This window comes from Rhizobium sp. CC-YZS058 (assembly GCF_034720595.1).
Lineage (GTDB): Bacteria > Pseudomonadota > Alphaproteobacteria > Rhizobiales > Rhizobiaceae > Ferranicluibacter.
On sequence record NZ_JAYESJ010000003.1, the window covers coordinates 313,726 to 333,326 of the forward strand.

The 19,601-nt window shown below is 65.2% G+C and carries 14 protein-coding genes and 2 pseudogenes; 9 read left to right on the plus strand and 7 right to left on the minus strand.

The genetic code is table 11. From position 1 onward, the window contains the following. Positions 1-217: 217 nt before the first annotated feature. From U8330_RS22470 to U8330_RS22065, 4 genes and pseudogenes are all read left to right on the plus strand, one after another. Positions 218-1,579 (plus strand): annotated as a pseudogene (locus U8330_RS22470) (AMP-binding protein); the annotation flags it as partial. A gap of 129 nt (positions 1,580-1,708) precedes the next feature. Next, a pseudogene (locus U8330_RS22475) lies at positions 1,709-3,568 on the plus strand (MupA/Atu3671 family FMN-dependent luciferase-like monooxygenase); the annotation flags it as partial. Between the two features lie 90 nt (positions 3,569-3,658). Then, positions 3,659-3,964 (plus strand): phosphopantetheine-binding protein, encoded by a 306-nt coding sequence (locus tag U8330_RS22480; protein WP_416236959.1) that lies wholly within the window; start codon positions 3,659-3,661, stop codon positions 3,962-3,964. A 34-nt stretch (positions 3,965-3,998) separates the two neighbouring features. After that, complete coding sequence (locus U8330_RS22065) at positions 3,999-4,688, plus strand: 4'-phosphopantetheinyl transferase family protein (protein ID WP_323107730.1); 690 nt, start codon at positions 3,999-4,001, stop codon at positions 4,686-4,688. On the opposite strand, the gene U8330_RS22070 is transcribed toward U8330_RS22065, so the two are convergent. Continuing rightward, positions 4,651-5,640 (minus strand): hypothetical protein, encoded by a 990-nt coding sequence (locus U8330_RS22070; protein ID WP_323107731.1) that lies wholly within the window; start codon positions 5,638-5,640, stop codon positions 4,651-4,653. The genes U8330_RS22065 and U8330_RS22070 overlap by 38 nt on opposite strands. 294 nt (positions 5,641-5,934) lie before the next feature. Between U8330_RS22070 and U8330_RS22075 the strand changes: the two genes are divergently transcribed. Continuing rightward, a complete protein-coding gene (locus U8330_RS22075; protein ID WP_323107732.1) occupies positions 5,935-8,640 on the plus strand; it encodes a glycoside hydrolase family 9 protein in 2,706 nt (901 codons plus the stop codon). A gap of 130 nt (positions 8,641-8,770) precedes the next feature. On the opposite strand, the gene U8330_RS22080 is transcribed toward U8330_RS22075, so the two are convergent. Then, positions 8,771-10,114: a glycosyltransferase gene (locus U8330_RS22080; protein WP_323107733.1), complete on the minus strand. Its 1,344-nt coding sequence runs from the start codon at positions 10,112-10,114 to the stop codon at positions 8,771-8,773. A gap of 6 nt (positions 10,115-10,120) precedes the next feature. Then, complete coding sequence (locus U8330_RS22085) at positions 10,121-10,906, minus strand: WecB/TagA/CpsF family glycosyltransferase (protein ID WP_323107734.1); 786 nt, start codon at positions 10,904-10,906, stop codon at positions 10,121-10,123. A gap of 353 nt (positions 10,907-11,259) precedes the next feature. On the opposite strand from U8330_RS22085, the gene U8330_RS22090 reads away from it, so the two are divergent. The 4 genes from U8330_RS22090 (at position 11,260) to U8330_RS22105 (ending at position 15,630) form a co-directional block, all read left to right on the plus strand. Further along, positions 11,260-12,456 carry a glycosyltransferase family 2 protein gene (locus U8330_RS22090; protein WP_323107735.1) on the plus strand — a complete coding sequence of 399 codons (1,197 nt, stop codon included), beginning with the start codon at positions 11,260-11,262 and terminating at the stop codon, positions 12,454-12,456. A 280-nt stretch (positions 12,457-12,736) separates the two neighbouring features. Continuing rightward, positions 12,737-13,132: a hypothetical protein gene (locus tag U8330_RS22095; protein WP_323107736.1), complete on the plus strand. Its 396-nt coding sequence runs from the start codon at positions 12,737-12,739 to the stop codon at positions 13,130-13,132. A gap of 182 nt (positions 13,133-13,314) precedes the next feature. After that, positions 13,315-13,746, plus strand: coding sequence for a hypothetical protein (locus tag U8330_RS22100; RefSeq protein WP_323107737.1), 432 nt, complete (start codon positions 13,315-13,317; stop codon positions 13,744-13,746). Between the two features lie 66 nt (positions 13,747-13,812). Beyond that, positions 13,813-15,630, plus strand: a complete 1,818-nt coding sequence (locus U8330_RS22105; RefSeq protein WP_323107799.1) for a GGDEF domain-containing protein — start codon at positions 13,813-13,815, stop codon at positions 15,628-15,630. A 56-nt stretch (positions 15,631-15,686) separates the two neighbouring features. Here U8330_RS22105 and U8330_RS22110 read toward each other — a convergent pair whose 3' ends face one another. The 4 genes from U8330_RS22110 to U8330_RS22125 form a co-directional block, all read right to left on the minus strand. Then, positions 15,687-16,352 (minus strand): response regulator transcription factor, encoded by a 666-nt coding sequence (locus U8330_RS22110; protein WP_323107738.1) that lies wholly within the window; start codon positions 16,350-16,352, stop codon positions 15,687-15,689. Next, positions 16,349-17,728, minus strand: coding sequence for a sensor histidine kinase (locus tag U8330_RS22115; RefSeq protein ID WP_323107739.1), 1,380 nt, complete (start codon positions 17,726-17,728; stop codon positions 16,349-16,351). The genes U8330_RS22110 and U8330_RS22115 overlap by 4 nt, the downstream gene beginning before the upstream one ends. Before the next feature lie 129 nt (positions 17,729-17,857). Next, positions 17,858-19,177 carry an AarF/ABC1/UbiB kinase family protein gene (locus U8330_RS22120; protein WP_323107740.1) on the minus strand — a complete coding sequence of 440 codons (1,320 nt, stop codon included), beginning with the start codon at positions 19,175-19,177 and terminating at the stop codon, positions 17,858-17,860. After that, entirely contained in the window at positions 19,174-19,518 is a 345-nt protein-coding gene (locus U8330_RS22125) for a DUF393 domain-containing protein (protein ID WP_323107741.1), read from the minus strand. Before U8330_RS22125 ends, U8330_RS22120 begins: the two co-directional genes overlap by 4 nt. Between the last annotated feature and the right edge of the window lie 83 nt (positions 19,519-19,601).

Genomic DNA, 19,601 nt, shown 5'->3' on the forward strand with positions numbered 1-19,601 from the left:
TACGCCAAAGATCGTCACGCCGGGCGGTACCTACCGTGTCGTGCGGCTGGAGTGCGGGGAGCCGACCGTTCTCCCGCCCGGATCTGTGGCCTCGGTGACTGGCGCCCGTCTGACCGTCGCGGCTGCAGACCACCTGGTCACCCTGGAGCTTGCTGGCCTTGGCGGGAAGCTGCCGGCCGATCTTACCGCCGTGGTCAAGGCAGGCGACCGTCTTCCGGTGCTTTCCGAGGCCGATCGGTCCCGCATCACGGCCCTGATCGCCGATGCGGTCGCGGAGGAGGGACGGTTCCGTCGCAAGCTTCTCGATGCGCGCGACCTGACGCTCGCCGATTTCCGCGAGGCCGGCGAAAGGCGGGCGGTACGAACCCTTCCGCTGCGGTTTGCCGAGCGCGGGTCGGCGAGCGCACGCGCTGGAGCCGTGGCGGCGCTGCTGTTCCGCCTTTCCGGGGAGGGCGACTTCAGCCTCGCCTATTCCGATCCGGCCCTCGATGCCGTCGCCAGCGGCAGTGCCGGAACGCTCTCGTCCGAACTGCCCCTTCGCATGGTGTTGACGGCGGAGACCGCCGTCTCTGCGCTCGCATCGTCCCTGGAGGGTCATCTCGCCGACCTCGGTCGCGGCAAGTCCTATCCGGTCGATCTGCCATTGCGTCTGCCGGAGCTTTCCGAGAAAGCCTCGACGTCCACGCTCTCGGTCGGCCTGCGCGTCGGGCAGGCGCGGTCGGAGGAGGCGCTGCCGGTTGGCCGCATTCTCGAATTTGTGCTGTTGCCCCAGGAGGGCGGCGGGGACCATCTCGTCTATGATGCCACCCGTCTGTCCGACGAGAGTGCGCAGGCCTATGTCGACGCCCTGGCGGCGCTGTCCGCCTCGCTCCTCGCCAAGGACCAGCCGCTCGGCGATCTGCGGCTGATGACGGAGGACGACGAGCGGCGACTGCTGATCGAGTGGAACGCCTCGGCGCGTGACTATGACACCGCTGCCTGCGTGCACCACCTCTTCGAGCGGCAGGTGCGGCGCACCCCCGATGCCGTGGCGGTCGCCATGGGCAGCGACAGCCTCACCTATGCCGCGCTCGATGCCCGGGCGGAGGAGATCGCCGAGGCGCTCGTCGATCTCGGCGCCGGACCGGATGCGATTGTCGGCCTCTATCTGTCCCGCTCGCCGGACATGGTGGCGGCCATGCTGGCGATCCACAAGGCCGGGGCCGCCTATCTCCCGCTCGATCCGAATTTTCCGGTCGATCGGCTGGCCTATATGCTGGAGGATAGCGGCGCGCGGATCGTCGTCACCGATCTCGACCATCGCCGCGCTCTGGCAGCCAAGGATGTGACGGCGCTTTGCGTCGACAGCCTGCCGCCGCGCTCGGAGGCGGTGCGCGCCGTCCGTCCCGCGGCCACTGCCGTCAATCTCGCCTATGTCATCTACACCTCGGGCTCCACCGGCCGGCCGAAGGGCGTGATGGTGGAACACCGCAATGCGGTCAATTTCTTCGCCGGCATGGACGACCGGATCGCAGTGCCGGAAGACCGGCAGCCTGTCTGGCTGGCGGTCACCAGCCTGTCCTTCGACATTTCCGTGCTCGAGCTTCTTTGGACGCTGACCCGCGGGTTCAAGGTTGTGATCTTCGAATCCGAGGCTTCGCGTCTGGTTGCCGAAGGCGAGATGTCCCGCAGCCGTGCGGCCGCGCGGGAAATGGATTTCGGCCTGTTCTTCTGGGGTGCGGACGACGCGAAGAGCGACGACAAATACAGCCTTCTTTTAAAGAGCGCGCAGTTTGCCGATACGCACGGCTTCGACTCGATCTGGGTGCCCGAGCGGCATTTCCACGCGTTCGGCGGCCCCTATCCGAACCCGGCCGTGGCCGCTGCCGCTCTGGCCGTGACCACGCGGACGCTGAAGATCCGCGCCGGAAGCTGCGTGCTACCGCTCCATCATCCGGCCCGCGTGGCGGAGGAATGGGCGATGATCGACAATCTGAGCGCCGGCCGCGTGGCGATCGCCTTCGCCTCCGGCTGGATGCCGGAAGACTTCATTCTGCGGCCGGAAAACGCCGTTCCCCGCAACAAGCAGGCGATGCTGCGCGACATCGATGTCGTCAAGCGCCTCTGGCGTGGCGAGGCGGTGGAGTTCGACCTTTCGCCGGACAAGAAGGTCGCCGTCACCACGCAGCCGCGCCCGGTGCAGGCGGAACTGCCGATCTGGCTCACCACCGCCGGCAATATCGAGACCTATCGCGAGGCCGGCAGGCTTGGGGCCAATATCCTGACCCACCTGCTCGGCCAGTCGATCGCGGAGCTTTCCGACAAGATCAAGGCCTATCGCGAAAGCCTCGCCGCGCATGGCTTCGATCCGAAAGCGCATACGGTGACGCTGATGCTGCATACCCATCTTGGCGAGGATCGCGAGGTGGTGAAGGCACAGGCGCGCGGGCCGATGACCTCCTATCTGCGCAGCGCCACGGCGCTCATCAAGAACTACGCCTGGGTCTTCCCGGCCTTCAAGCGTCCGGAGGGGGTGGCGGAGCCCTCGGGCCTCGAGCTTCAGTCGCTCTCGGAGGCGGATCTGGAGGCGATCCTCGAATTCGCCTTCCTGCGCTATTTCGAGGACAGCGGCCTGTTCGGCACGGTGGATGATGGGCTGCGGCGGATCGAGCAGGTCTCCGAAGCCGGCGTCGATGACATCGCCTGCCTGGTCGATTTCGGCTTGGCGAATGCCACGGTCGAAACCGGTCTCGTGCACCTCGCCGACCTCATCCAGCGGCAGGCGCGTGCGGCATCGCGGGCGCATCAGCCCTCGCAGCGGCAGGGCTTTGCGGATGCCGTGCGGGCGCATGGCGTGACGCATCTGCAGTGCACGCCCTCCATGGCGCGCATGTTCCTGCTGGATGCCGACAATCGGGCCGCTCTTTCCTCGATCGAGCATCTGTTCATCGGCGGCGAAGCCTTCCCGGCTGCTCTTGTCGAGGAGCTGAAGGCCGCGACCTCGGCGCATATTCTCAACATGTACGGCCCGACCGAAACGACCATCTGGTCGGCGACCGCGGTCGCCGAGAGCACCGGCAGCGTCGTGCCGCTCGGCCGGCCGATCGCCAACACCCAGCTCTATGTTCTGGATGCCGATGAGCGGCCGGTGCCGCCGCTGCAGCCGGGCGAGCTCTGCATCGGCGGCGATGGCGTCACGCGCGGCTATCTCAACCGGCCGGAGCTGACGGCCGAGCGGTTCCGGACGAACCCGTTCGCCCCAGGGCGCTATTACCGCACGGGCGATCTGGTGCGCTTCGACCGCGAGGGCACGTTGCACTTCCTCGGGCGCATCGACCATCAGGTAAAGATTCGCGGCTATCGGATCGAGCTCGGCGAGATCGAGGCGGCGTTAAGCAGCCAGGACGGGGTCGCCGAGGCGGTCGTCATGCTGCGCGAGGACCGCGCCGGCGATGCGCGGCTGGTGGCCTATCTCCGCGCCTCGGGCGGCAAGGCGGACGAGGCGGCGATCGACGCGGCGCTGCGCGAGTCCCTGCCCGATTACATGGTGCCCGCGCATTATGTCTGGCTCGAGGCTTTCCCGCTGACGCCGAATGCCAAGGTCGACCGCAAGGCGCTGCCCGCGGTGAAGGCCGCCGCTGCACCGGCGCCGGCCGCGTACACGCCGCCGGGCACGATCATGGAACGCGAGATCGCCGAGGTTTTCCGCCGCGTCCTCGGCCTGGAGCAGATTAGCATTTCGGACAATTTCTTCGCGCTCGGCGGGCATTCCCTGCTTGCCGTGCGGGCGCATGGCGAGTTGAAGGCCCGGATTGCGCCGGATTCCACCATCACCGATCTGTTCCAATATCCCTCCGTTGCGGCCTTGGCCGGCCACTGGAGCCAGCGCGACGGGCTGCAGCAGCAGCTCAGCAGCGTCTCCGACCGCGCCTCGCGGCGGCGCGCCATGCTGGAGGGCCGGCGCGGTGGCCGTCTCGACGGCTGAGGGCAGGTTCGGCGCGCAGGCGCTGCAGCGCCTTATGGCGGAGTCGTGCGATGCGCAGCCGGGGCCGGGAACGGCCCTGGCAATCCTTGCTGAGGTCGATCGTCCCGCTGAAGCCTGGACCGGGTTTTCGGCGTTCGAGTGCGAAGCCATGGCGCGCCTTCGCCGCCCGGATGATCGGGCTGCCTATGCCATGGCGCATGGGCTGCTGAGACGCGCCGTCCTGCGCTTGATGGGAGAACCCGGAAAGGCGCTTACGCTCGCCTATGCGCCGGGCGGCCGACCTTTCCTGGCTGGATACGAGGCTCTGTCAGTCTCTCTGTCCCATGCCCGGTCGCACGTCGCGGTGGCAATCGGTTGGGATGTGGCGGTCGGGATCGATGTCGAGCCGCTGTCGGGAGGCGCGCCGGATGGCGGCGTGATGGAGGAGGCGCTGACCGCCAGGGAACGCGCGCTGGTCGACACAGCGGGGGCAGGGGAGGCGCAGGAGCGCTGTTTCCTGCGTCTCTGGACGGCGAAGGAGGCGATCCTGAAGGCCAATGGCCTCGGACTTCCCGCCGGCCTGCAGCAGGTGTGCTTGGCCGACGGCTATGATCGTCCGCGGATCACGCTGCCGGATGCGCTCGATTTGCAGGTCGCCCTCTTCGAGCCGGCCGGTGCTGTCTGTGTTTTGGCTGTTGAGAGAAATATCAAGCAGCTGATTGTCGAGCACCGACCTGTTCCTTGAGCCACCGGGCGTGCACGTCGCCGAGCTCCCTCAAGAAGACGATATGCTGGCGGAATTCGCGAATGATGAAGCGCTGCATCAGCTCGTCATAGATGTTCTTCTTCTGCGAGCGATGCTTGTAGGGCGCCAGATAGAGAGACACCGGGCCCTTGCGGCGCGGAAGGCTGTATTTTGACGTCCCGGTGCGATGATCGACGAGCGGTGTGCCGTCATGCCAGAAATGGCGCGTGACGATGGCATTATAGCGCTTGCACGGTGGCGCCAGCAGGTAGGGGGCGTCGAAGGCGCGAAGGCCGAGATAGAACGTATCCTTGTCGCCCATGACATGGTCATACCAGAAGGTGCTGTGGTTGTTTAGCCATTGGGTCATGTAGAAGCTGCGCCAGTGACGGACCTTGTCCAGCGCGAAGATGCCTGTCTCGAATTCCGTATCGCCGCGATAGGCGATCCCGGTCAGGTCCCAGATGGTTCCCTCCTCCGTCATCTTGTAATGCTTGTTGTCCGGCCAGAAGAGTGCGCCGTGGCTTTCGTATTCCTTGGACTCGAGGATGAAGCTGAGATCACGAAGCGGGAAGCAATCTGCGTCGAGGAACAGGACGTGACGGAAGCGACTGCTCATCAACGCCGCCGGCTTGATCGGCCAGCCGCGCAATTCCTTGACCGGTCGGCCGGGGTAATAGGGTGTCACGTCGTTGAGGGCGACATTCCACGGCTCGAAGGCCATGGCTGCCCAGTCGGGCATCTCGTCCGGTCCTGCGTACCAGATCTCGATCGGGAGAGTGACACCCTTGTCGCGCAGCAGACGAACGACTGTGTAGGCGCTCGGCACGAACGGTCCTCCGGCGCAGATCACGATGCCGGAGCCGGAATAGGGTGGAGCCGGAGGGATATTGGCCGCCGCCGCCTCGAATGTGGCACGCGCGGTCGCGAGTGTGATGGTATCATCGCTCATTGAGCCAACTCCGAACAAGATTCACTCAAGCTGGCGGCTTCCGACAGGGAAAGCCGCGTCCACACCGGCCGACACGCTGGCACAGACACGTGATCGTTGACAACCAGATTCATGCTTGCGAACGCATGATGAATGGCCGTACTGTCAATATCTATTTCGATTATTTGATGTTTTGCTTTTATGCTCGTCCGTTCAGTCGTGATCCGATCCTGCGCGGCCTGGTCCGCCCAAGGTGGGCCTGCGCTTCGCGTTGGTCTGGTTTTCTTATCGCTAATATTTTCCTATCTGTCCATCGTGCCGCGCCTCGCTGCCGCTGCGGACGGGCTGCGCGTCGAGGAGATCACCATTGCTGCGCCGGATATCCTGGCGGTCGAGCTGCGTGAGCCCGCCTACAGCCGCGGGCGCATCGTCACGCTGCCGACGCCGGTGTCCTCCCCCGCCGGAAGCTGGATCGACAGCGCACAGGGCTATGGCATGGTCATCGGGCCGAAGCGCGATCATCTGCGCCTCCCCGACACGCCGCCGTCGATCCGCCTCGACCGCGCTGCGGCCGATGACGCCTCCGCCTATGGCCCAATCGGCGGCCATAAGGTCATTGACGTCTTCCGGAAATCAGTTCCCTACGATTCGGGCTTCTACAGCGAAGGCGGTGCGTCGCGCACCGGGGCGAGCTTCAAGCACTATCTCTACCTCCAGCTCGACGGGCCGCTGGAGCCCGGCACCTATTCGATTGCCTGGCCGCGGCAGATGCTGCCGCCAGCCGCTTTCACCTACGACCCTGCCGCAACACGCGCCATCGCGCTGCGCACCACCCAGGTCGGCCATACGGCAGGCGATGTCGCGAAGACCGCCTTCCTCAGCCTTTGGCTGCCCGGCGGCCCGGAGGACGGCGCGGTCGACTTTCGGCGCTATGGGCTCGATCGCTTCCGTGTGGTCGACGCGTCGGGCAAGGCTGTCTTCGAGGGTGCGATCACGCTGCGCAAGGGACCGAAGGATCCCGAGCCAGGCAATGGCGTTGCCGAGCCGCTCGGCGACTATACCCATGTTCGCAGTCCGCGTGTTGCCGTTCGCGGTATCGAACAGACGGATCCGGTGCGCATTCTTGCGCCGGGCCACGGGTTCAAGGCGGGTGACCGGATCGCTCTCGAAGGGATTGGCGGCGATCAGGACGCCGGCGCCACCTTCGCGACCGTGGCCGACGCGACACCCGATGATTTTGCTCTGTCCGACGTGAAAGGGCCGATCGCAAGCGCCTTCGACGGCGAGGGCACGGCGACGCTGGCCTATTCCAGTGGTCGATCCGGCACCTATGTCTTCGAACTCGACTATTCGCGCTTCACGCCTGCTGCCTCCGGAATTTATCGAATCGCCATTCCGGGCCTCGGTGTTTCCGATCCGATCGCCATTTCTCCCGAGACCTGGTTCGACCTCGGGGCCTTGTCGCTGGCCGGGCTCTACAACCATCGCAGCGGGATCGCTCTCGATGGACGCTTCGGCTATACGCGGCCGGCAGCGTTTCGTCCGGGGCCGGGTCTGACGATCCACCAGAGCCGTCTGCCTCTCGCCTGGTCGCAGGAATTCGGCGGACCTCTCTCCCTCGAAAAAGGGGCAGAAGCCGGCTGGATCACTGAAGAGGCCGCGCCCGAGACCTACTGGGGCGGCTATATGGACGCCGGCGATTGGGACCGGCGGATCCAGCATGTCGAGATCGCCTCGCTGTTGCTGGATGTCTTCGAATGGATGCCGGAGGCGATGCGCGAGCGGCGCGTCAAGGTCCCGCAATCGTCCGAGGTGCTCGACGATCCGGCCTACAAGGCAGCCGGAGACCTGCCGGATCTGATCAATGAGGCCCTCTGGCCCATGGACTTCTTTCGCCGGCTGCAGGCGCCCGATGGCAGCATTCACGGCGGCATCGAAAGCGCGAGCTTTCCTTTGCTTGGTGAGCCAAGCTATCTCGAGCATCAGGCCGTCTTCGCCTACGCGCCGGATGTGGTCTCGACCTTCAAATATGCCGCCGTCGCCGCCCGTCTTGCGCGTGTTCTGACCGAGATCGGCAAGACCGAGCTCGCCGATCTCTACGCAACAAGCGCGCGCGCCGCCTGGAAGGCCGGCGAGGCCGGCTTTGCCGATCCCGACCGCTTCTACGCTGCGGCCATCGCGGCGGGGGAGGAAACCGGGCTTTTCGCCGAAACGCCGTGGGAAACGCTGAAGGAGACACTGCAGAAGAACGCCGGCGAATATCGCGCGACGGCAGCAGCGTCGCTCTTCCGGCTGACCGGGGAGGCAGAGTTCAAGACGGTGTTCGAAACGGCGGTCTCCGGCGGCTTGTCGATCTACGCCCACACGGCGGATGGTGCCTGGGACTATCTCTCTAGCCCCGGTGGCGATCTGACGCTGCAGGGGCGGCTGCGTCAGCAGTTCCTGGACGAAGCGCGCATGGTCAGCAAGGCGCAGGACGCACTGGCCTATCCAAGCATGAAGCATCCCGGCGCGCCCGCCGGCTGGGGTCAAGGCACGGCGCCCGATTACAATATGGTGCAGCTCTTCATGCGAGCCTATCGGCTGCAGCCGGACGATCAGCTCCTGCGCATCATGGAACAGACCTCCGCCGTCATCCTCGGCGCGAATCAGGTGGGCCTCAGCTTCACCACCGGCGCAGGAACCCGCCAGATCCTGCATCCCCTGCAAGAGGATCACCGCGCCATGGGCGTGGCGGCGCCGCGCGGCATCACGGTCTATGGGTTCGGCCCCCAGAGCCAGGCCGCCTATGGCTGGGTCTTCGGCCCCCCATGGTCGCCTCTGCCGGAATCGGGCACGGACGAGGACGCCGCGGCCCGCCGCATCTTCCCGCCGCGCTTCTCCATGCCCTATCTCGAATTTCTCATCGAGCATCCCGGCGTCATCATGCAGCAGGAATATACCGTCCAGCAGCCGATCGCCACGACGGCCGCCCTGTGGTTCTTCCTCGCCATCGCCGAATCGAATCGCACGCCGCGGTAAAAATCAGTCTCATCGCGCGACGACTGAATCATGTCAGCGTGTCGGTCGACCGGGTGAGCGATGGCGACGCGCTCGGCCGCAGCGAGGTCGAACCTCCTGTTGCCCTACCGTGCCTGATCGAGCCGTTGTGTCAGAATGCGAAGCTTGGCTTCGACGCGCGTTTCAGGGTCCAATTGTAGATCGCGAGGATCTGCTGTGCCTTGGCGTCCCAGGTAAAGGTGCTGGCGATTCGCGCGATTGCCCCGCGGCTCAGATGCTCGAGGCGGGTCGGCTCTGCAAGAAGCCCGGCGAGCGCAGCCTCGAAGCCGTCGACGAGGCTTTGCCGGTCGGTAAAGGGAACCGCGATGCCGGATTGCGGATCGATCAGCTCCGCCGGCCCCCCGTAACGCGCCACCACCGGCACCATGCCGAGCGCCATGGCCTCCAGCACCACCCCGCCGCCGAACTCGCGAATGCTGGGCAAGGCGAGGCAGTGACATCCGGCGAGCCGGGCCGCCAGCGCGTCATGCTGCACCCAGCCCGCGAAGGTGACATGGGCAGCGAGCCCGCGCGCCGCCACCAGCGCCTCCAGCTCCTCGCGCTGTGGACCATCGCCGATGATGAGGATCTCGACCTGCCGGTTTCGGCAAAACGCCTCGGCCGCCTCGATCAAGATATCAGCGCCCTTATAGGGCACCAACCGCCCGACAAAGGCGAGGCGCAGCGGCCCGCTGTCCAGAGGCCGCACGCGCGGCTGAAACCGGGCGGGATCGACCCCGTTCTCGGGAATGAGATAGGCACGATCAGCCAGAGTGGTCGGAAGTTCCGACAGGGTGTGGCAGGAGCCGGCGATGATCGCCGCCGCATCGTGGCGCGTCGCCTTGTAGGCCGGCATCAGCTGATAGGCCTTGCGCAGCGGTGCGAGCCATTCGCGCTCCTTGCGGCGCACGCCGTCAAATGCTTTCGGCCAGGGAAGGCCGCCGTTCAGCGGCCCGATCACGAAGGGAATGCCGAGACGGCGAAGCTTGCGGGCCAGCAGGCTCTGGCTTGTCGGGCTGAGCGGGGTGATTCGATGGACAAGATCGAACTCGCCGGCAGACAGCCGGCCGCGGAATTGACGCCACACCGCCTGCTCGAAGCTGTAATAGGCGAGCGCCTCCATGGCTGTGACGATCGTCCAGCCCTTTCCGCTTCCGCCGCGCAGGACATCGGCCAGCCGGTTCGTGCGCCGCGCCACATGTTCGTTGTCGATCGCGACGAAATCGGTGCCTTCAACGAGACCCTGCCGCAGAAAGGCGTCACGGTTGCGCACCTGCGTCACGATGAGAACATCCGCATGGCGTCGAAGCGCAGTCGACAGGCTCCAGCCGATCAGCGGGACGCTGGTCCATTCCGGATTGGCCGCCTCCGCGATGACGAGGACGCGCGGTTTGGCGCGGTCGGCAGCGCCGTTGTCGCCATGGTTGCGTTTCGCACCGTCCCTTATCGCGTGCATCGGCGGCTAACGCCGGCCGCGAACGGTCTTGACCACTTCTGCGCCCATCAGCCGCAGCAGGGGAGCAACGGTCGAGGCATAGCGCTTGAACAGGCGGCGGGGGTCGTTGGCCATGCGAAACAGCCATTCGAAGCCGGATCCACGCAGCACATGCGGCGCCCGCTTCTGCATGCCGACCAGGAACTCGATCGATGCGCCACAGCAGACCGCCAGGCCGCGCGCCTCGGGATGCGTCGTCAGCCCGCAAGCAATCCGTTCGGACTGCGGGGAGCCGACGGCGATGAAGGTGAAGCGCGAAGGTTCGCAGGCAATGAAGTCGATGCAGGCTTCCATGGCATCCGGATTGCAGGCGAGGTTCTGCGGCGGCACCATGGTTCGAAACGAGACATGCGGAAAAGTCTGCATCGCACGATCGGCCACCTGCTGGTTGGCGACGATCAGGGTCACCCGGTCACCATCGCGAATGACCTCGCGAAACATCGCTTCGGTCAGGTCCGATCCGGTGACGATCGGCAGATCAACCCACAGCAGAAGGGCAAATGCGGAGATCGGCGCGCTGTCGCACAGTGAAAGCCAGGCCTTGCTATAGTATTCGCGAAGTGAAGAATCGCGGTTGAGCCGCACGACGTGGTCGACATTGGGCGTAACGATATATTTGAAAGGCGATGTTTCGTCGATCGTGCGGATTCTCTCCAGCACTTCTTCGAAGGCCAGCGGGTCGAACGGCGCGTTAAGAAAATCCGACCGCTCGCGGCTCGCCGGGACCGACAGATTATAACTCACAAGGGTCATGAGGGTTCGACTCCCGGCATAAAATCATTAAATTTTGAATAATAGAAATAAGACGGCGATTGTTTTATCTAGAAACGCCAATTAACTATTTTTTACAAGCGGAAAATGAGGATTGCGCACCGAAAACAGGGGGATTCGCGCTCCCACTTCCTCACGCTTGAGTGATCGCGCCCTTACCGCCATTCCCTATGGTCAAACAAGCCGTAAACAGGCATGGTGGATGGGGTTGCAGGGCCTCGCTCGGCCGGGAATCATGCCTCCCATCGCAGGCTGGTTGGCGACTCAGTGGGCCGTATTTTATTTCATTCTTCTACTTGAATTGTTGTTGCGCGCGTTATTTTGCGGAGGTTGTCATGGGTTTCATCTTGTTCTGTCTTTGGGTCGTGGCCATTCTTATCTCGATTCCGGCCCTGATCTACGGCCTCGAGATCGCCATGTCCTTCCTTCGCCGCTCATCCGAACAACCTGTCGGCGAGCGTCCGGCTGCCGCGATCATCGTGCCCGCTCATGACGAGGAGGGTGGGATTCGTGAAACGGTTCAGGGCATCCGCAAACAGATGCGTGCGGGAGACCGTCTGTTGGTGGTGGCTGACAATTGCCGCGACCGCACGGCCGAGATTGCCCGCGACGCCGGCGCCGAAGTGGTGGAGCGCTTCGATGACGTTTTGCGTGGCAAGGGCTATGCACTCGATGCCGGGCTGCGCACCATGGCGCTCGCAAATCTCCCCTATGTCGTCTTTATCGATGCCGATTGCTGGCTCGAAGAAGGCGCGCTCGATGCCTTGCTGGAGGCCTCGCACCAGCGCAACGGCGCGGTGCAAGGTGTCAATCTGATGATCGCGCCGCCGGACGCCGACATCAAGATGCGCGTCGCCGAACTTGCCTTCCTCATCAAGAACAAGGTGCGCCCGCTCGGGCTGGCCCGGCTCGGGCTCGGTTGCCATTTGACCGGCAGCGCCATGGCGATCCCCACGCCGCTGATCAACCAGGCCACGGTCGCCAATGGCAATCTGGTCGAGGACATGAAGCTCGGCCTCGATCTCGCCGAGATGGGCCGCCTGCCGACATTTTGCGAGGGGTCGAGGGTCTTCAGCTATTTTCCGCATACGAAGAAGGGCCGCACGACGCAGCGTCAGCGCTGGGAAAGCGGGCACCTGGCGCTGATTGCCAAGGCGCTGCGTCATCTGGCGGCGCCGGGCATCCTCGCGCGCCCGAAGGCCGTGCTGTTCATTCTCGACCTCGTCATTCCACCGCTGAGCTTGCTCCTCGTCCTTTTGACCCTTTCCATGCTCGCGATCCTGGCCGTCACCGTTTCCCTCGGTCTGTCGCACGGGCCGGTCCTGCTGCTCGGCGCCTCGCTTCTCTGGTTCCTCGCAATGACGATCGTCGCCTGGCTCGGCTATGGGCTGACCGTGCTGCCCGTCCGCTCGGCCTTGCAGGTCGTCCCCTACATCTTCGGCAAGCTCCCCCTGTACCTCGCCACGTTACGCGGTCGCAAAGAACTCGCCTGGATCCGCACCGACCGCTCCAAGGAGCAGGACCGGGCATAGGGCGAACGGCTCGCCCATGTCACCTCGGTCTCGCCTGCTCAAGGGGAGGTCGGGACCCGGAGCAGCCAGGCTACTTCTTGTTTTTGCTCTGTTCGGCTTCACGCTGCTGCCCAACAGTCCCACTCTCCTTGTAAGCGGTTCGGACCATGGTCCGACCTGGCAGCGCAATGGTCTGCGGGACGTTTTCCGCGAAACGGGAAGGCGGCAAGGTCTCACTCGTCAAGTCCGGGAGCAGGTCCCGGCTGGTCCCGACGAACGGGATCTTGCGAGGAGAGACACCATGACCACGAAGCATCTTTTTCTGAGCGCCACCACGGGCATCGCCATGTTCGGGTTCGCGCTGTCGGCCGAGGCTGCCCTGATGCCGTCGACCACCCCGAGCCTTTCAACGATGACCGTTGGCGCTCAGATCCTTGCCCGCAAGGGAGCAGACGATCGTGGTGGGGCGTCGCGCAAGGGCCGTCATCGCGATGATCCGGCCGGGCATGCGGCGGCCGGTGCTCCGGTTCCTGTGGAGCTTGCCCGCCGCGGCGCTGACGACAAGCCGGGCCATGTCCGCAAGGGACGGGGACAGGACGATGCGCCAGGCCATATCCGCCATGGCCGCGGCCGGGACGATGCGCCGGGCGATGATCGCGGCAACCGCCGCGGCCGCGGCAGCGACGATCGCGCCTGATCGCACGAGCGCCGAAGATTCGGCGAGAAGAGCAAGGGTAGACCGAAGCGCGGCTTGAAACAGGCGTAAACGCGGGCTTCTCAGGCTTCGAAACTCTTCTCCGCGGGCACTCTCGCGGAGGAGATATCCTTTTCATTCAGCGGGCGGCCAGGATTGTGGCGCCTTGGATCGAAGATCGACGAATGGTCCAGCATGTCCTCCGCTTTGTCATCCTCAGCCTGCTTGTCCTCACCTGTGTGCTGCCAGGGCCGCGCGCAGCACTGGCGGACAAGGGCAGCGGCCACGGGGGCGGGGGCAGCGACGGGAGCGGCGGCGGTCGTGGCGGTGATCATGGTGGAGGATCGAACGGGAGATCGGATGGGCACTCGGATCGGGGTGGGTCTGGCTCTCGCGACGATGAGGATCACGGCCCGGGGAAATCAGGTCGCAGTGACAGCGATCGCGGCGATGACGGGCGGGAGCGCGACCGAAACGACGACCAGACGCAGGAAAGCCGCTCCTACAAGGGCGGCTGGCGCGAGCGCATCGAGAATGGAAGCTACGAGGTCTTCGATCCCGCCGGACGCCTCGTCATCCGCCGACCGGTGACCCTTCGCGATTATCTGCGGTTCTGAGCTTAGTGTTTCCGAGACGCGGACCTGCCGCCATCGCGCTCCATTCAAAGATCTGCCCGCCGGTTGATGATCTCGCTCGTAAAGACGTCGGCTTATCCTAAACAAATTGTTGAGAAGTCTAATGTAGAAAGAGTCAAAACATGGGACCGTGACGCGGCTATGCTCAGTTTAGACCTCACCGAATACCCTTGCCATCTGACATCCGAACCGCCGATGTCCAGCGCCTCCGGTGCCAGCGACGACCGTTCCGCCTGGACGGCGCGCGAGTGGTTTGCGGAGTGTTGTCGGCTGGACGACCTGGAAGCGCCCGTCGAGCAGGTGGTCGCCGCAGGCGAAAAGGGCCGGTGGATTGCGCGCGCCGGGCTTGACCATGCCGCAGTTATCGAGGGGACGGTGCTGATCGCCGGCAGCTACGCCAACCGGGGGCTTTATGCGGATGCGGTGCGGATCATGGCCGAGGAGGTCGATGGTCTGCCACTCTGCACCGATCGGTCGCAGGTGGCGGGGTTCCTCGGTGCGTTTGCCTCAAGCCTCGGCAACGTCGGGGATTATGTGCGGGCCATCCGATACTACGAGGAAGCCATCGCCACCCTGGACACCACGCTTTCGGACGACCCCGTCATCAAGGGTCGCGTCTTCGGCAACTACCTCGAACTGCTCATCAAACTGGACCGGGCGGCGGATGCGGACGCGTTCGCGTCGATCTTCCGAGAGACGCGGGAGCGCATTCCGGACGATGTCCTGAAGCCGTTTCGGACCTGTTACAGCTGTGTGATCCTGACGCTCGTTGCCGTCGATCGGATGATGGCCGCGATGCGCACAGCTGTGCCCGACCTTGCCGGGATCGAGGATGCGCTGACGATGACGGAGGAGAGCCTGCGGGTCGCCAGAGACGCCGCGCCCGCCTCGGTTGCCTTGGTCCAGGTGGCGCGTTCGCTCTGCCTGCTGCTTCTGGCCAGGGACGACCCGGAGGGTGAGGCGATGCTGGCCGGCAGCGACCGCGGTTCCTATGCGGATGCCGGCTCGCTGATGATTCAGGCGGTCATCCGATGGGCTGCCCTCGAACTCGGCCGCTCTAGCAGGCCTGAGCGCGCGCGGCGCATTCTCGAGCTTGTCGCGCCATCGTCCGACATTGGCCAGGGCAATGCGCCAGATCTGCGCTGGTATGTCGTCTCGGCCGAGATCAACGAGAAGGCGGGCGACTTTGCGGCGGCCTGCGCGGATTATCGCGCTCACCTTGCGGCCTTGGAGCGGTCCCAGGCGACGATCCTGTCGTTGCGCAGCGAAATTGCAGATGTCGTCGGACATGCCGAGGAGGCGCGCCGGCAGGCGCATCGGGCACGGGAGAAGGCCGTTGCGCTGCAGCAGCGCAACAGCGAGCTCGCCGATGATCATGCGCGCATGACACGAATGGCACGGACGGATCCGCTTACAGCTGTCGGCAATCGCCGCGCGCTGATGGAGGTGGTGGAGCAGCTGTCGGCCGAGAGCGAACGTGACACCCATCTTCTGGTGGTTGTCGACATCGATCATTTCAAGGCCGTCAACGATCTCTTCTCTCATCAGGTGGGGGACGAGGTCATTGCCCTGGTTGCCCGGATCCTCGACAGCCGCATCCGCCGGGCCGACAGCCTGTTCCGGTTTGGCGGGGAGGAGTTCGTCGTCCTTCTCAAGAGCATCGCCTCTCTCGAGCGCGTGGAGTCGTGGCGCTCGGCGATCGAACGCTACGACTGGTCGACCGTTGCTGCCGAGCTGAGGGTGACCGCGAGCTTCGGCGTCTCGACATGGCAAGAGGACGAACCGTTCGACAGTGCTTTCCAACGTGCCGACCAAAGCCTCTACAAAGCTAAGAAAACCGGACGCAACCGCGTCGTCTTCAGCTAAGGTGCTCACACCAATCGGGTCGTAGGCCGAGGGCTAGGTTTTCTTTCACCGCAGAATTACGCCTTGCGGGACTCCTTGAGCAGGATCGCAGCCTCGGTCCGGTTGCGGACGTTCAGCTTTTGCAGGATGCGCGTCATGTGGTGCTTGATCGTCTTTTCCTGCAGGTCGATCCGGCGTGCCACTTCCTTGTTGCTGTTGCCGCTGGCAACCAGTCGCAAAATCTCTTCCTCCCGGCGGGTGAGCGTCTGCAACGGATCGGTGGTCTCCTCCGCCCGTTCCGGGGAGCGCGGGCCCTCCGTGCGCAGCTCGGTCAGGATCCGGGCTGCGAGCGTCGGCGAGACGTAGCTTTCGCCGTTCATCGCGCCGCGGACGACCTCCACCAGCGCGGCGGCTCCGACGCCCTTGAGGACGTAGCCGCGCGCGCCGCTTTTGAGCGCCCGTAAAACGTCGTCATCATCTTCGGAGGCGGTCAGGACAAGGACCTTTGCGTCCGGCGACTGATCCCGGATGGCGGCGAGCGCGCTATGGCCGCCGCCCGGCATCGACAGATCGAGCAGGACGACATCGGGCTTCATCGCCCGGTCGAGACGCACGGCATCCTCCGCCGAAGCGCCTTCGCCGCAGACCTCGAAGTCCGGCTGGCCGGACAGGCTGCGGGCCACGCCTTCCCGGAACAGAGGATGATCGTCGACGACGAGGATGCGGATCTTGGTGTCGGTCATGAGCTTTTCCTTGGCAGATGCATGGTCAGCCGCGCGCCCTGTCCCGGCGCCGCGTCGATCTCCAGCCGGCCGCCGAGCGTGGCGATCCGTTCCTTGAGCCCGATCAGGCCCAGGCCCTCGCCGGGTTGCGACGGGTCGAAGCCGGGTCCCTCGTCGGCAACCGTCACGGCAAGATCCTCTTGCCTTGTTTCGACCCTGACCGTCTGGCGCTTGCCCTCGGCGTGGTGGGCCGCATTGTTCAGCGCCTCCTGCAGGAAGCGATAGGTGCAGATCTTTTCGGCCTGGGAAAGAACGGGCAGGGTGGCGGGTCGTTGCAGCGCGACGGGTGTGCCGGTGCGTGTCTCATGCGCGGAAACGGCGCGCTCAATCGTCTCGGCCGTCGACAGGCCGGCCAGCTCGGGAAGGGTCAGGCCGCGGCAGATGTTGCGGATATCGCGCATCGCCTCGGTCAGCGCATCCTTCACCCGTTCGGCTTCGCCCGGTTCCGCCTGGCCCTCCGCCACAGCGCCGAGGCGAAGCGAGGCGAAGGCGAGGAGCTGCGCTGGCCCATCATGGAGCTCCGCCGAAATTCGGCGAAGGTAACGTTCGTTCAGATCTGCGGAGCGGCGCGTCGCCTGCTCCACGCGGCCGTGCAGCGCGGCGTTCTGCTTAAGCAGCGTCGAAAGCGTTTCGACCTTGTCGTTGAGTTCGGCGCGCTGCGAGACGATCAGGCGGCTGCCGCGCGCCACGATGCCATAGAGCATGGCAAGCATGGCGATCGTCACCGTGGCGACGACCAGCCAGCTCTGCAACTGGGCGAGGTTGAGCTCCCGCCGCAGATCCTGAGCCGCCTCATAAAACTCCGCGACGGCGATGATGCGGCCTGACCATGGCTCGCGGATGGGGCTGTAGATCTCCAGAAGCGGAATCCCGCTCTGGCTTTCCAGCCGATTTTCTTCCTCGTCCAGATGTTCGAACTCGGCGTGGATCCGCCCCGCTCCCGCTTCCGACAGGCCTTCCGTCATGGGGAAGCGTTTGCCGACCAAGCTCTCTTCGTTGCTGAAGACGATCGTACCGTCCGGCGTCCAGATCTTGAAGGAGAACATCTTCTGGCTGAGCACGCCCTGGCTCAGCGTCTCGCGCAGGGCAAGCTTGGCGCCCTCCGTCAGTTCGTGCGATTGCGCCATGTCCTGGGTGAGAGGCGCGATGATGCTGTCGACATAGAGCGCGGTTGCCGCCGCCGCATTGTGCGTCACCGCTTCCTCGATGCGGGTGCTGACCCAGAAGCCGATCGCCCCCATGCCGAAGAGAAGAACGAGGGCCGCGGCAAGCACGAATTGCCGCGCCAGGCTGGGGCTCTGCCCGGCAGACCGCGCCCCGTCTTGTCCCTCACTCATCGCCCGCTGCCTTCGCGCCATGCGTCATTCTAGGCTAACGAAACGCCGGTCGGAAGACGGACGAAGGTCTGATCGTGTCTCGGACCCTCTCCGTCTCCACGCCGCGCGAGGACGGGGACGCTCGATGCCTCAGGCGTAGGCGCGCAGCAGGGCGGGAAGCGGCAGGCGCGCCTGCAGCTTCACGGCGAGGAGCGCCAGGCCGCCGATCTTGCGCTGCAGGAACAGAAGATCGGGCGCGGGCAGGCTGAGCATCGACCGATCCGAAAAGAGCGGCAGCGCCCGCTCGCGCGCATCGGCAAGAGCGCCGCGATCGCCGAAATCGACGAGGCCGTTTGGCGCATGGAGAAATTGCTCGAGTGCAATGCCGACGATGCTGGCGAGCAGAGCGTCGTGGACGCGGTCCTGCGCCGGCGAGAGGAAGCCGAGATGGCGCAGGGCATCGCGGACCGCGCGCACCTCCCCCTGCATCGCAGCGTGAAGCAGGCGGCGATAGGACGCAGCGCTCTCCGGCGCAACGGGGCGAACAGCGCCGAAGTCGAGCAGCACGATCCGTCCGTCCTCCGGCCGCCAAAGATAGTTCGCGAAATTGGGATCGGTCTGCATGCGACCGAAGACGAAGAGTTCTTTCAGCGTCAGATCGGCAAGCGCCGTCATCGCCCGATCGCGCGCGTCCTGCGAGGCCGAGGCGAGTGTTTCGAGCGGCCGGCCCTCGGCGAAACTCATCGGCAGAATGTTCGGCGTCAGAAGATCGTCGATCGGGGTGGGCATAACGAAGCGGGAGTCGTTCTGGAGCAGGGCGGCGAATGCGCGCATCTGCTCGGCCTCGCGCAGGTAGTCGGCCTCCTCATGCAGCTGCCGCTCGGCTTCGCGCAAGTGGGGGGTGATGTCGAGCTGCGGCGGGACAAAGGACGTCATCCTGAGGAGTGTGGCGACATTGTTGATGTCGGAGTCGATGCTTGCCGCGATGCCGGGAAACTGGACCTTGACGGCGAGCGGGCGGCCATCGGCAAGCACAGCGCGATGCACCTGGCCGATGGAGGCTGCGGCCATCGGCTTCATGTCGAAGGTCTGGAATCGCTGACGCCAGTCGTGCCCCCAGCCGCGCGCGAGAGTGGCGACAAGCTGATGCGCCGGCATAGTATGCGCGCTGTTGCGCAGCTGCGCGAAGATCGCCTGGATCTCGGGCGGTAGCAGCTCGTCCGGCTCCAGCGAGATCATCTGTCCGAGCTTCATCGCGGCACCGCGCATGCGCGACAGCTGCTCGGCGGTCTTGCGCGCATTGGACGGCGTCAGGATCAGGTCCCGCAGATGCGGGCGCTCGCCCCTGGCAAGCCGGCTCGCTCCCTCCGCTGCCATGCCGACGGCAATGCCGCCGGCGATCTGGCCAAGAGCGGCCAGCCGGCCGAGCCGCGTGCCCGGCACCTTCCGCGCGCGGTCGGGGCCGCTCATGCGAAAAGCCTCTGCAGGCGCGGGCGAAGCCGGAGGAAGACCCGGTAGCCGGCCTCGAACAGCGGGCGGAAGACCGGCAGATCGGCGATCAGGCCCAGCGGGCGGAGAAGAGGGATGGCGCGCCACATGGCCGCGAAGGCGCGGGCGCCGGAAAGCAAGGTTCCCTTCTCCAGGGCATGGAAGCGGGCGAGGAGCTCGGCCCGATCGATCGGACAGGAAGCGTCGCCGTTCGCCACGTCCACGAACGCGATGGCGCGCCGACGATCGAGCCGCCGCATCATGGCGATCTCGCGGCGGCAGAGCGGGCAGCTTCCATCGAAAAACACCGTCACATGCGTCATGTTCGCCAGTCTCTTTGCAGGTCACGCCATCCAGCCAGGCAGAGTGCCCTCGGCACCGCGATCATGAAGGGTACGGCGGCACC

What these genes read in the sequence shown, in the direction of transcription:
- U8330_RS22110 (WP_323107738.1), bottom strand. Translation starts at nt 16,352, where the DNA reads ATGACCGACACCAAGATCCGCATCCTCGTCGTCGACGATCATCCTCTG.
- U8330_RS22100 (WP_323107737.1), top strand. Translation starts at nt 13,315, where the DNA reads ATGGTCCAGCATGTCCTCCGCTTTGTCATCCTCAGCCTGCTTGTCCTC.
- U8330_RS22085 (WP_323107734.1), bottom strand. Translation starts at nt 10,906, where the DNA reads ATGACCCTTGTGAGTTATAATCTGTCGGTCCCGGCGAGCCGCGAGCGG.
- U8330_RS22105 (WP_323107799.1), top strand. Translation starts at nt 13,813, where the DNA reads ATGATCTCGCTCGTAAAGACGTCGGCTTATCCTAAACAAATTGTTGAG.
- U8330_RS22120 (WP_323107740.1), bottom strand. Translation starts at nt 19,177, where the DNA reads ATGAGCGGCCCCGACCGCGCGCGGAAGGTGCCGGGCACGCGGCTCGGC.
- U8330_RS22480 (WP_416236959.1), top strand. Translation starts at nt 3,659, where the DNA reads ATGGAACGCGAGATCGCCGAGGTTTTCCGCCGCGTCCTCGGCCTGGAG.
- U8330_RS22115 (WP_323107739.1), bottom strand. Translation starts at nt 17,728, where the DNA reads ATGAGTGAGGGACAAGACGGGGCGCGGTCTGCCGGGCAGAGCCCCAGC.
- U8330_RS22090 (WP_323107735.1), top strand. Translation starts at nt 11,260, where the DNA reads ATGGGTTTCATCTTGTTCTGTCTTTGGGTCGTGGCCATTCTTATCTCG.
- U8330_RS22095 (WP_323107736.1), top strand. Translation starts at nt 12,737, where the DNA reads ATGACCACGAAGCATCTTTTTCTGAGCGCCACCACGGGCATCGCCATG.
- U8330_RS22065 (WP_323107730.1), top strand. Translation starts at nt 3,999, where the DNA reads ATGGCGGAGTCGTGCGATGCGCAGCCGGGGCCGGGAACGGCCCTGGCA.
- U8330_RS22080 (WP_323107733.1), bottom strand. Translation starts at nt 10,114, where the DNA reads ATGCACGCGATAAGGGACGGTGCGAAACGCAACCATGGCGACAACGGC.
- U8330_RS22125 (WP_323107741.1), bottom strand. Translation starts at nt 19,518, where the DNA reads ATGACGCATGTGACGGTGTTTTTCGATGGAAGCTGCCCGCTCTGCCGC.
- U8330_RS22070 (WP_323107731.1), bottom strand. Translation starts at nt 5,640, where the DNA reads ATGAGCGATGATACCATCACACTCGCGACCGCGCGTGCCACATTCGAG.